The sequence below is a fragment of the Halobacteriovorax sp. genome, assembly GCF_041587335.1.
Lineage (GTDB): Bacteria > Bdellovibrionota > Bacteriovoracia > Bacteriovoracales > Bacteriovoracaceae > Halobacteriovorax.
On record NZ_JBFGYP010000034.1, the window covers coordinates 14716 to 27092 of the forward strand.

Here is a 12377-nt window from a genome sequence, read left to right on the forward strand (position 1 = left end):
GCACGAAACACCTTTTTTGATGCAGTGGTGCGTTGTTTTTGTATGAGTTAAGTAAGGTTAATCTAGCTCTATAACTGTGATGTGTTCTGAAATATTTTTCGGAGAGAGTGGCAGAATTGCTATTGAGTCTGGGTGGTCTTCAACGAACTTTATTATTTCTTCTATTTTTTTGATTTGCTTTGGAGGATGTGCTCTTCCTGAAAACAACTTCCTACGCCAGTAAGAAAGAAACTGACTAGTGTCCATTTGTATTACTTCTTCAACAAAGTGATTAAAGGTCTTATCTGTTATAGGTAAGTGTACTGGATGAATTCTCGACCCGTCTTTCCAAAAGAGTTTACTACCAAGATATATATCTCTAACTATATCTTTATCAATAGTTTGGGCCTCTGCGTTCTTTTTGCTAACAATTAGATACTCTGCTGCAATTAGACTTTGAGATGTAAGAACTGCGGTAAGAATAATTAAAAGCGTACGGTTCATTTTGCAATAGTTTCCAATATTTATTATTTGTAGAATTCCATGATAGCAGCTAATATTATTTAGTACACACTTAATTTAGGATTATATGACTTACATAATATGTATTTTTTCATTTATTTTATCTTTCAATACTCTTGCTCAGTTTGATTTTAATAAAATTAACTTAAATGGTTTTGGTACATTTTCTTACTCAAGAAGCTCAAGCGAAGTTCCTTATATTGCTTTTGACGGAAGGGTGAAAGATGAGAATAACTTCAATTCAGGAAGTCGTGCGGGACTGACTCTTAATAAGCGTTTTGATCCTCGCTGGGACTTCACTCTTCAGTTTATTGCAAAGCCAGATGCTGATGGTGAGCTGTCTCCACGGGTTGATATATTGCAAATCAGTTGGGACCCTATCGCTGATCTCTCAATGAGAGCTGGGAGAGTAAGAATGCCCCTCTGGATGATATCAGAGTATTATGAAGTTGGAGCTCTTATTCCTTGGGTTCGTCCACCAGATGAAGTCTATGCAAGTCTACCGTTAGAAGAATTAAATGGAGTAAGCGCTACATATAAAATTCTTCACAACTCATTTATGAGTGAAGTTGATATTTATACAGGAACTAGTAATGTGCTTACTGATGGTGCTTCGTCTATCAAGGGTCGATTAAATAATGCTATTGGGTCTAGTATTTCTTTGGGGTATAAGTTTCTATCACTAAGGGCTTCTTACTTGAGAGGTCATTTTGCTGCCAATGTATATACAGATGCGATATCAAATAGCTCTACACCAGGAACCTCTATAGTCACAAATACAAGAACAAATTTAAACCTTGGAAGTACAGATTTCATCTCTGTTGGATTAAAGAGTGAGTATTTGAACTCTCTAATTATGACTGAGTTTGCAAAGTGGGAGAGTTCTTCCAGTATATTAAAAGAAAATCAAGCGTATTATATTCTTGCAGGATATTACTTCTTAGATAGAAAGATTCTTCTTAATTTTACTCATTCTCAACATACCAAAGTAGACTCTGGAATTTCATTCTATAGTGGAAGACAAAAATCAAAAACAATAGGTTTAAATTATCACGTAAATTCAAATATAGTACTGAAGGTTCAGAATAAGACTGTTTCACCAGATGGGGTTACCTTTTTCTCCAGTAATCCGGGCAAAAAAGATGTAAATATCTTTGAAACTGCTATAGATTTTGTCTTTTAATTTCAGTTATTTAGTTTTTATTTAGACCTTTCTCTAAACATTTTTCTGCTAATATCCGATAGTAAAAGTATGTTAAATGGAGAGAGTATGAATCAAAGTGATTTATTACCAAAGAAGCTGATTATATTTGCAGTGCTGATAAGCATGGCCTATCTGGTTGCTATACTCACATTAACTATCAAAATGTCTTCTCAATTTGAGTCAATTAATAAAGTGCACCTACCATTGTTAGAAATGAATGCTATCAATGTAAGGCTAGGGGATTCTCTTACTAGCAAGTCTAAATATTTAATTTATGATTATAATTTATCCTCTCTAGAAGATTATCAAAAAGATAAAGATTCGCTAATGTTTAACTTTAAAAACTATATCTACACTCTAGACTCTTCAAACATTCAATATGAGTTTATTAAGGACTTTCGTCGTGATGAGCTCTTCTCATTAGAGTCCGAAGTTATTAATTTAGCAAAACAAGGAAAGAAAGATGAAGCACTTTCTATTCTTTCTAGCAGTAATTATAAGTCAGCACAATTAGAGTTTAATAATATTATTCAAAGTGTGGCCGAAAAACTTAGTTCAAAGCGTGATGAGTTTCTTACGGAACAAGTGAGATCTGTGCAAATTGGTGTAATATTTTCTGCTATAACTTTTGTTCTTATTACAATGGTGTGGATGAAGGTCTATATTTCATATAAGAAAAATTCAAAAGAAAGAGCTATTGCATTGAAAGAGCTTGATTTAGAAAAAGTTAAATCCTCTCATAACTCTAAGATGGCAAGCTTAGGTGAGATGGCCGCTGGACTTGCTCACGAGATTAATAATCCACTAACAATTATACAAGGATTCTCTGGAAAACTCATGAAGTCTATTGAGCGCAATGAGCTAGACGAGGATAAGATAGAGCACTATGCAGAAAGAATTTATAGCACATCTAAGAGAATTGATAAAATGGTTCAAGGATTAAAAGTATTTTCAAAAAATAGTGGAGAGGCCGATATGACTCTTACTAATGTCGAAGATATTGTTAATGATACTTTAAGTTTTTGTAGTGAGCGATTTAAGTCTAGTGGTATTGATTTAAATGTTGTTTTTGATGGAAAAGAAAGTGTGTATATAAATGCTCGCTCTGTTGAAATTTCACAAGTATTGTTAAATTTATTAAACAATGCGTTCGATGAACTTGAAAGAAGTGACTTGATTCACTCTTGGATCAAGATAGAGACAAAACAAGATGACGAGTTTGTCTACATTAGTGTTGAAGATAGTGGGTTAGGAATTAATGACGAGTTAAAAAAGAAAATCTTCGATCCATTCTTCACTACTAAAGATGGAGCACACGGAACTGGTCTCGGCCTTAGTATTTCTGCCTCAATAGTTAAAAATCACAAAGGACAAATCTACTTAGATAATAGTGTCACTACAGAGTTTATTATTAAACTTCCAAGACCTAATATAAAGTTGGGCTCTAGTGCAGCTTAAGCCATCTTAGGCCTCTCGCTGTTGAGTTAAAAAGCTCATATAGAAAGATACATTTTGATCATTCTTTATGCACATGTACTGCATTTCTTTTTTTTCTTATTTATAACTATCTAAAATTACGAACTCTATCTGGCATATTTTTTGCTCTCTTAATATGTAAATACAATTGGGAGAACTATGAAGTATCTAATACTATCACTACTAGTAGCAATGCTACCTTTAAATTCCTTTGCTGATCAAAAAAGTAACACTGCTAAGAAAGTAGTTCACTTATTTGATAATGCAACCGTTGGTGCTGTTCAAACTGTTATAGGTGCAACACATATTCTTTGGTATATGATTTTTGATTCAGATGGTGCCTTACTTAAGGTTCATAATAATGAGGAAACTGAAGTTGTCCAAATGGGGATTGAGAATCCACCTCCATTTTTTAGTGGGGCATATTCATTAGGTTTATTTCAAGTTGGAGGATACGCACATGACCACGAAGGCGGTCACTCTGTTGCAAGTGCCGTTCTTGGGCCTCTTTATCTACCAACTGTTGGGCTTTCTTATTTAGCAGAGGGACATCACGCAAGTTTTGTTGAAGGCTGGGCCGAATTAGAGTCTTCTGGCGATGGTTATACAGTTATGAATGACTTTACTGTGAGTCCTGGAAAAATAGAAATTGAAGGTAAGGATTATAATGTTGTCGCCTTTAAATATAGTTTAAATGAAGAGCAGATCGCTAAGGGCTACGGATTAGAATCTGAAAAGGTCTATAAGTGGTTTAATACAAATATAATGATCCCTCTCATTGACAAGAATAGTGATATCGAAGCTGTTCCTGTTGTCGAATTTGATCTTTTAAAGAAAGAGTTAAACCTTATCGTTGATAATATATATCTCTACCTAGGTGGAGATCAGGACTTAAAGTGGCAAATTAAAACTTCTCAGGAGTATCTAAGCTACGACAATAATAAACTCTTAGATATTGTTAGATTAAAAGCAAGTTCATGGCAAGCGAGTTATGGATTGATTTATAACCTCAATGAGCAAATCAAATTTGATGTGAATGCAGGTGTTGGAGTTGCTTATGAGTCAATGAAGTTTGGCTCTATCGATGAGGAAGTAAGAGGTTTCTCACTTGGAACAAAGTTTGATTTTAGCGTATCTTTTGAAGATAATTATAAAATGACTTATGAATATGAAAAATGGACTCTTGGATCTAATACTTCTATTACAGAAGAATTCTATGGGGCATCTTATCATAAGAAGAGACCTTTAAGTTTCTTACATGATAGTAGTGAGCTAAGACTGAAGATTGGTAAGAAAGAAATAGAATATAGTACGAATAGATATCAGTTTAACGAAGATAGGATTGATTTTGGTTTAGAACTTACATTTTAATAAATATCGCCCGCTCTAGATGAGCGGGAAATATCACTTGTTTTACTATTTTAATTTTGCAACTAAAGTAAGAATCGTTGCTAGTGCAACAGTTTCTCCTGTCTCATCTATGACATTTACCTGCCATTTCACAACACCACGAGGATCTTCACCTTCTCTTGCTTCTTGATCAATCTTCTCTTTACATGTCAGCTGAACCTGAATTGTTGATCCAACATATACTGGCTTAGTAAATCTAAGTTCGTCTAGACCGTAGTTTGCAAGTACAGGTCCTTTACCTGGATCTACAAATAGTCCGGCTGCTGCTGAAATGACAAAGTACCCATGAGCACACCTTCTTTCAAAGATAGTTCCCTCTAGTGAAGTATCATCAGTGTGAGCGTAGAAGTGATCCCAACTAACATTTGCAAAGTTAACAATATCTGTTTCTGTTACCGTTCTTTTGTGAGTTGTTAAAGTATCTCCAATTTGAACTTCCTCAAAATGTTTTCTGAAAGGATGAATCTTTGATTCATTTAATTCACTTCCTGGCTGAAATACGTTTGTTATTGCAGTTAAAGTTGTTGGGTGACCTTGGATTGCAGTTCTTTGCATATAGTGGTTTACACCTCTAATACCACCCATCTCTTCACCACCACCAGCTCTACCTGGTCCACCGTGAACGAGTTGAGGCATTGGAGATCCATGACCTGTCGACTCTTTAGCACAATGTCTGTTGAGTACGAGTACTCTTCCATGGCTGGAAGCAGTCTCAAGAACCATCTCTGTCGCAAAAGCATTATCGTTAGTTACGATAGAACTTACTAGAGAACCTTCGCCCTTGTGACTTAACTCAATGGCCTCTTCAGTTGAGTCATATGGTAGAATAGTACTCACTGGACCAAAGGCCTCAATATTATGTACTGAGCTTGTTGTCATTGGAGTGTTACATAGTAGGAGAGTTGGAGAAACAAACGCTCCCTTCTCCATGTCACCACCTATGATACTTTGTGGAAGTCCACCACCGTATATAAGTTCACTATCTTTTCTTAGTTCTTCTATTTTCGATAGAACTTCTTCTTTTTGAGAGATACTAGCAAGAGGTCCCATGCGAACATCTTTCTCTCTAGGATCACCAATCGTTATTTTTTCTAGTCTGGCAATTAGAGCTTTTTGTACATCTTCCACACTATCTCTAGGAATAATAATTCTTCTGATGGCCGTACACTTTTGACCAGCTTTAACAGTCATTTCTCTAGATACTTCTTTTACAAATAAATCAAACTCTTCTGTTCCAACCTTGGCATCAGGGCCAAGTATTGATGCATTTAAAGAATCGGCTTCCATGTTAAATGGAATGTTATTTTCTAAAATATTCTTATGTGACTTAAGCATTTTTCCTGTTGATGCAGAACCTGTGAATGTAATGACATCTTGAGACGTTGCATGATCTAAAATTCCAGACGCGCTTCCTGAGATTAATTGCAATGAACCTTCTGGAAGTATATTTGAAGCAATAATCTCTCTGAAAACGACTTCTGTTAAATAGCTTGTCGCTGTGGCTGGTTTTACAATTGCAGGCATTCCCGCAAGAATGTTTACCGCTATCTTTTCTAGCATTCCCCAAACAGGGAAGTTAAAAGCATTAATATGAACCGCGCAGCCTCTCTTTGGTGTCCATATATGGTGACCAAGGAAAGTTCCACCCTTACTTAAGTGCTCAGGCGCACCGTCAACTAGAAACTTTTCATTTGGAAGCTCTCTTCTACCTTTTGATGAATAAACAAATAGGTTTCCAATTCCACCTTCGATATCAATCCAGCTATCAACTTTCGTTGCCCCAGTCATGAATGATACTTGATAAAACTTATCCTTATGTTCAAGTAGGTGAAGAGCTAGTGCTTTAAGTGCCCTTGCTCTCTCGTGAAATGTCATAGAGCGAAGATTCTTGTTACCAATTCTTCTTCCGAAGTCTAGCATCTCTCCAAAGTCTAAACCTTTAGAGCATGCCGTACCAATCAGTTTACCGTTAGATGCATCTAATAAGTTCGCACCATCGGTTTTTCCTTCAATCCATTGTCCTTGAGCGTAGCTTTGTAACTTCATATATATCCTTCGTATTGATTTAAATATTTAAGGGGAGTGTATAAAAATGCGAGGAGTGTGACTAGAAAGTATGCGTCAAATGGCCCTAAGTATCAGTTACTTAGGGCATATATTTATTATTGGTAGAATTCGATTAATTCATCGATAGATGATTTTAGAGAAATAAGCTCTTTCATAGCATCTTCTCTCTCTTTACCCTCTACAGATCTATTCTCTGTAATAACTTTGATAAGAGTTCTGTTAAGTCTCTTTGTAGTGTTCTTGATTGCTTTAAAGTCTGTGATTAGTGGATCTTTTGCTAAGACTTTTTCAATAGCTTCTTTTGCTCCAACATTTTGAACTTCTTTCACTAGGTCTTTAACTACATTGGCAGCTTTCTCTCTAATGAAAGGTAGGATTTCTTCCTGAACTTCTTGAGGAAGCTTGATTAGTTCATTTGCCTGAGTAGCTCCTAGCTCACCATTTAGTCTTGCATTTTTTACGCTATTTGAAGAATCTCTATCTCTAAGGATAGCGGCCTTAATTGCTCTTTCGCTTAGACCTGTTTTATCAGCAGTGTCTTTAACAAATGTTCTAATTTCTGCTTGTTCAACAGCCGCGCTTAGCTCTTCGTTTAAGTCTTCTTCTACTGCCTTTTTCTTTGAAGGTCTCGCAAGGTCTTTAATTGTTATTTCTTCTTTCAAGCTTGGATTTAATTTTTCGTAAATCTCCTTTCCTCTATTTAGGCAGTTTTCAAACTCTAGATCTGTAAGATTTTTTCTAACTAGATTCTCATCAATTGAAATTAATTCTTCTTTCAGGTCACCTTCATCTACTTTGATTACCGCAACTTCTTCTCTTCCCATTTTTTTCAAAGCAGAGTAGCGACGTCCACCTGCGATTAACTTATTTTCTAAGTTAATAATAAGTGGGCTTATAAGACCTATATTTTCAATACTCTCAATTAAGTTATCTACATTAGTATTAGTTCTTAAGTATTTATTATTTACGATGATGTCATTGATTGGCATCAGGTCCATAGTTAGTCTCCGAGAAAATATGTTATTGTGTGGTAAAATATTTGACCAGAGAAGTCGGATTACGTCACGGAAAACTTGCAGAATTGTTTATTCTAGAATTTAGTAGTGCGTTAAGTTTAGGAAATTATGTTACTAAACTCATTTTAGTTGCTAAGGATTTTGTTAGTCTTTATTAGTAAGTGGGAAAAACTGAATATTGAGCTGATAGACTTCATCGGCAGGATTCTTTTCAATTTCTTCGGAGAAATGCATTTGAAATTCTCTAATGATTTCTTTAGCTTTTGGAATATCTTCTTTTAGTACTGATAGAGTCGTAGCATTTAATGACCTCTTATCCTTATGCGTATTAATCGCTTCATAAGAGTTATCCATTAGACCTTTGTGGTAGGCCTTAGCGGCATCCATTGTAACTTCTTTTGTTGGATGTATGGCCCCGACAGCAGCTAGAGTTTCTTTTCCATTAATATTGCATTTTTCAATAAAGTTGTTTTTTAATAAAGCGCTAAGAAGCTTATTTGCTTCCTCTTCTTTAATTAGACCATTTGTTCTTTTCTCTACCCAAGCTCCATCTGGTATGAAGTCAGTTATTTGAGTGAGCTCTTTCACACAGTGGGCCTTCCAGTTGAAGAAGAGATCTACTTGCTCAGTATTTTCTTCTCTTAAGCTTTTGAGGTCTTCATTTTGTTCAAGCATCAGTATTGTTAAGCTTGGATCATTCTTACTACTTTTAGCTATTTTAACGAGCTCTTCAAAGTAATAGGTTTCTTTAGAATTGAAATCGAAATATTTTATCAAAGAGGCCTGAATTTTTTTTCCTGCATGTCTTTGTCCATTTATGATCATTGTTATAGAGGAGATACTATTGAGCCCAAGCTTTGAAGCCCACAGACCAAATGACCATGAAGGATTTACACGCTTCTTCATTTCGTTAAAGTCCTTAAGGAATTCACGATAGTCAGCGTACTCGAATATATTTAATTTCTTTTCTTTTTCCATAATTCTATAAGCTTATCGTTCTTTTCGTATAAAGCTTAAATAAAATTCGCACTTTTTGCGAATGTTTCACAAAGTTTGCGCAGGAAAACTTGACACGTTTAGTTTCAAGCAATTGAAAAAGGAAAATAAACATTCTAGAAAGGCCTACAACAAATTAAAAAAATTTGGAGATTGTTTTATGAAGAAGTTTTTATCAATTATTTGCTTGCTTACGGTCGTTTCTGTAATGGCGGATACACAAGTTGTTTACCGTTATTTGAATGATGATTTGGCAGGGAAATTTGATAATAGAATGGAAAGACTTATAAGTAAGACTATTTTAAATAGATGTTTCGGTGGAGAAGCTGAGGCAATAGATCAACGTCTAGATATTCTTATGACTGATTCTGTTACAAGTTTTGTACACGTTCCAGAAAACTCAAAAACTTCTTTTGATACGAAGATTTATATTTCGTTCGAATTTAGAAACTTTGATGCTGTTAATGAAGAAGATGCTTTTGAAACAGTAGATGTTTTAATTGAGACGAGTTCGAATCCAAGTTTTAAAGAATTAATGAAAATAGATATTTCTTCTGCTACTGGGTTGTGCCAGTAGTAAGATGTGTAGTGTGTGGGTGTCAGGTAACAAGTTTCGGCTTGTTACCTGACTTTTTTATTTTTGCGTAATATTTAAAATCGTGAAAATTAGGTCTTTCTTTTCCGTGCTCTAGTGCCCAATAAGACAGAGAGTCAGAATCAATTACAGTTGTTAAATTCATTTTAAATTCATCTACTCTTCTAAATGATTGGCCTAGTGATGTCATATCTAACTCTATACGCATTTCAAAATTATTTTCCTCTGTAATGCATTCAAAATTATTTACTCTACACTCGGCCTCTTTTAGAGGGTCTCCTTGATTTTTAAAAAAGAAGCAATTCCACTTACCAGAAGGTGAGAAGTTAAACTCATAGTATGACTTATCAAAATCATTTAGTAAGAAGAATTCAAAACAAGTCGTTTCCCAGAGACCTATCTCTCGTTTTAACTCGTTTTTCTTTGGAAGTTTTATGGAGTTTAGGTTTCCCTGGAGCTTATAATTTAGAATAAGAGAAGTTTCATTTAAAAAAGCACTCGCTAGAATTTCTAGCGAGTCATTGTGTCTTAAGAAAGGTACGAGCTTGTGTATCATTTCTTAGTAAGCATATTTAAGAAATCTACAGGTAGTGGGAAGAATGTAGTTGTCTTACCATCTCCACTTGAGATCTCTCTCATTGTATCTAGGTATCTAAGAGTTATTGCATCTTTTTGGCTACCAAGTATTTCAGCTGCTTCTGCTAGTTTCTTTGAGGCCTGTAGCTCTCCATCAGCAGAGATAACTTTTGCTCTTTTATCTCTTTCTGCCTCTGCTTGTTTTGCCATTGCTCTTTGCATTTCAATAGGTAGATCAATTGCTTTTACCTCTACGGCAGATACTTTAATCCCCCAAGGCTCTGTTTGATCATCAAGAATTGCTTGTAGTCTTTGATTAATTTCCTCTCTTTGAGAAAGTATTTCATCAAGTTCAAATTGACCGATAACAGATCTAAGAGTTGTTTGAGAGATTTGCGCTGTGGCCTGTAGGCTATCTTCAACAGCAATAATTGCTTTTTCTGGATTGTTAACTCTGAAGTATACAACACCATTCACTTTAAGAGTGACGTTATCTTTAGAGATAATATCTTGAGATGGGATATCCATTGTAACAGTTCTAAGGTCTACTCTTCTCATCTTTTCAATACCTGGTACTAAGATTATTAGACCCGGACCACGAACACCTGAAAATCTTCCTAGTCTAAAGACTACGGCCCTTTCATATTCGTTCAAAATTTTGATCGTATTAAATAAGAGAATAAGTAAGATAACAATAAATGGGACAAATGGCATAATGTTCATTTTTTACTCCAAAAAATATTAATTTAGTGACTATTCTATCTCAATATAATCAGACATCAAGGATATCAGGTACTCATTGCATTGCGACTTAAATATTGTTCGATTTGACTTAAACTTTACAAAATTGTGACATCTTTGCGGAGGCATAGTGTGATGATAATTGAGAAGGACACTTAGAGACCTCTGAGTATAAATTTCAAAATATCTTCCAGTAAGCCTACCAAAACAATTCCCTCCCAAAATATCCTAAGTGTCCGGACCCTCCGGGGTATTGACTCTTTAGTTTCTAATTGAGAAATTATGCATAAATGGGGGATTTATGAATACACAAGAATATGTAAAATTAGCTATTAAAACTGAGTCAACTGACTTTGACTCTATGAATTCAAGACTTGAGAACGATGGAGTTAAGAGATTACTTCATGCAGGTATTGGTCTGTCTACGGAAGCTGGAGAGTTTCTAGATGCTTTAAAAAAGCATATCTTTTATGGAAAAGAGCTCGATAGAGTAAATCTTGCTGAAGAGATGGGTGACTTATTTTGGTATCTAGCAATTGTTTCAGACGAGCTAGGTGTAGAGATGAGTGATGTAATGGAGAGAAATATTGAAAAACTAAAAGCTAGGTATGGTGAGAAGTTTTCTGAAGAGAAAGCGGAGAATCGCGATCTTGAAACTGAAAGAAAAATACTTGAAAAACAAAGTATGAATTAATTAATTGCTGCGGCCTCAACTGAGGTCGCAAACTATAGACTTACTTTTTTTAAAAGTGAGTTTGCCCACTGAGCAAATTCTGATCTAAGCCAGTGTATATCTTCAAACTTTACAATTCCGTGGTTATTCAGGGCAATAAGTAGAGTAAAAACGTTGGATAATTTCTTTCTTGGTAATGTCATAAATTCCTCTTTTTACTATTTTTAAATGATATCTGTGGAATATGCAAGAAATGATTCAAAGATAACGTATACCTAGCCGATAAGTATACATGTTGAACTATCTCTATTCCTTAATATTTATATTTTCTTTAGGTTCAAATTGCTTTGGACAGACTGTGGATAATGAGTCGAGTTTGAAACGTGAGCTCAGAGAGGTATACGAAACATATAAAGAAATTAAAAAGTCTGGAGGCTTTGAGATTATGCCTTTGGAAGAGGAAGAGAGGCTGGACCCTGGTGTTTGTGTCTCATGTGACACTTTGTCTCCACTTGTCACAGAGATTAATAAAATAATTTTAAAAACGGCTGAGAATGAAGATGAGAAAAATCCTGAGTTGCGTACTATAGAAAAAGTCTCCGGGTTTGATGCTCTCTATCACTATACTTTTAACCAAGATTTTCTAACTGATGAAATAGAATGTGAACGCTTTAATGATTCAAATAATATCTCAAAAGACTTTGAGATTGATTTTGAGAAGTCACTAGTTTTAATTAGTAATGAAATACCTATTGAGAATATAAATGCTCTTCAGATAAGAGATAATAAAAAAAGAACATATTTCTATAGAGGACAGGGTGAGGATAATAATATAATTGTTCGTATTGATGTCCATGATAGTGAAAACGTTAATGTTCAATACTTTAAAGTAAAACGAAACTTACTTGAAAATACTTCAAAAGATAAAAAGAAAAAGAAATCAAAAAAAGAAAAGAAGTGGGAACTTTGGGCAAGTAGTTCTGATGATGAAGAGACAGATGAAGATGAAGCAATAGGGGATAGAGTAGATTACGGAGCGGGAATATCTATTGAACACAATGATAATATTCCAAAGAAGTTAACCCTTATCAAAGGAAGCTCATATACAACGGTTGCCGATAT

13 protein-coding genes are annotated in these 12377 nt (G+C 34.9%); 6 read left to right on the top strand and 7 right to left on the bottom strand.

What is annotated here, in order from left to right; translation table 11 throughout:
* Positions 1-57 precede the first annotated feature (57 nt).
* On the bottom strand, positions 58-483 hold the full coding sequence (locus tag ABX784_RS07250) for a hypothetical protein (RefSeq protein ID WP_372654269.1): 426 nt from the start codon (positions 481-483) through the stop codon (positions 58-60).
* Positions 484-568: 85 nt separating this feature from the next.
* On the opposite strand from ABX784_RS07250, the gene ABX784_RS07255 reads away from it, so the two are divergent.
* The 3 genes from ABX784_RS07255 to ABX784_RS07265 all read left to right on the top strand — a co-directional run bounded on the left by ABX784_RS07255 (position 569) and on the right by ABX784_RS07265 (position 4552).
* Positions 569-1684, top strand: coding sequence for a hypothetical protein (locus ABX784_RS07255; RefSeq protein WP_372654271.1), 1116 nt, complete (start codon positions 569-571; stop codon positions 1682-1684).
* Between the two features lie 87 nt (positions 1685-1771).
* The gene (locus ABX784_RS07260) at positions 1772-3163 is read left to right on the top strand and encodes a sensor histidine kinase (protein WP_372654273.1); all 1392 of its coding nucleotides are present in this window, start codon (positions 1772-1774) and stop codon (positions 3161-3163) included.
* A gap of 177 nt (positions 3164-3340) precedes the next feature.
* Positions 3341-4552, top strand: coding sequence for a hypothetical protein (locus ABX784_RS07265; RefSeq protein ID WP_372654275.1), 1212 nt, complete (start codon positions 3341-3343; stop codon positions 4550-4552).
* Between the two features lie 45 nt (positions 4553-4597).
* On the opposite strand, the gene paaZ is transcribed toward ABX784_RS07265, so the two are convergent.
* The 3 genes from paaZ to ABX784_RS07280 form a co-directional block, all read right to left on the bottom strand.
* Positions 4598-6637, bottom strand: a complete 2040-nt coding sequence (gene paaZ, locus ABX784_RS07270) for a phenylacetic acid degradation bifunctional protein PaaZ (protein ID WP_372654277.1) — start codon at positions 6635-6637, stop codon at positions 4598-4600.
* 116 nt (positions 6638-6753) lie between these two features.
* Positions 6754-7656 (bottom strand): ParB/RepB/Spo0J family partition protein, encoded by a 903-nt coding sequence (locus tag ABX784_RS07275; protein ID WP_372654278.1) that lies wholly within the window; start codon positions 7654-7656, stop codon positions 6754-6756.
* Between the two features lie 162 nt (positions 7657-7818).
* Positions 7819-8652 carry a DUF4423 domain-containing protein gene (locus tag ABX784_RS07280; RefSeq protein ID WP_372654280.1) on the bottom strand — a complete coding sequence of 278 codons (834 nt, stop codon included), beginning with the start codon at positions 8650-8652 and terminating at the stop codon, positions 7819-7821.
* A gap of 178 nt (positions 8653-8830) precedes the next feature.
* Between ABX784_RS07280 and ABX784_RS07285 the strand changes: the two genes are divergently transcribed.
* Complete coding sequence (locus ABX784_RS07285) at positions 8831-9247, top strand: hypothetical protein (protein WP_372654282.1); 417 nt, start codon at positions 8831-8833, stop codon at positions 9245-9247.
* 22 nt (positions 9248-9269) lie between these two features.
* Here the strand turns inward: ABX784_RS07285 and ABX784_RS07290 are convergent, their stop codons facing one another.
* Together ABX784_RS07290 and ABX784_RS07295 are read right to left on the bottom strand one after the other, a co-directional pair.
* Complete coding sequence (locus ABX784_RS07290) at positions 9270-9821, bottom strand: hypothetical protein (RefSeq protein ID WP_372654284.1); 552 nt, start codon at positions 9819-9821, stop codon at positions 9270-9272.
* On the bottom strand, positions 9818-10564 hold the full coding sequence (locus ABX784_RS07295; protein ID WP_372654286.1) for a slipin family protein: 747 nt from the start codon (positions 10562-10564) through the stop codon (positions 9818-9820). The genes ABX784_RS07290 and ABX784_RS07295 overlap by 4 nt, the downstream gene beginning before the upstream one ends.
* A 319-nt stretch (positions 10565-10883) precedes the next feature.
* Here ABX784_RS07295 and ABX784_RS07300 point away from each other — a divergent pair, with 319 nt between their 5' ends.
* On the top strand, positions 10884-11276 hold the full coding sequence (locus ABX784_RS07300; RefSeq protein ID WP_372654288.1) for a nucleoside triphosphate pyrophosphohydrolase family protein: 393 nt from the start codon (positions 10884-10886) through the stop codon (positions 11274-11276).
* Between the two features lie 32 nt (positions 11277-11308).
* Here ABX784_RS07300 and ABX784_RS07305 read toward each other — a convergent pair whose 3' ends face one another.
* The gene (locus tag ABX784_RS07305; RefSeq protein WP_372654290.1) at positions 11309-11458 is read right to left on the bottom strand and encodes a hypothetical protein; all 150 of its coding nucleotides are present in this window, start codon (positions 11456-11458) and stop codon (positions 11309-11311) included.
* 173 nt (positions 11459-11631) lie between these two features.
* Here ABX784_RS07305 and ABX784_RS07310 point away from each other — a divergent pair.
* Positions 11632-12377, top strand: a 746-nt coding sequence (locus tag ABX784_RS07310; RefSeq protein ID WP_372654292.1) for a hypothetical protein, incomplete at its 3' end; no start/stop codon positions are given.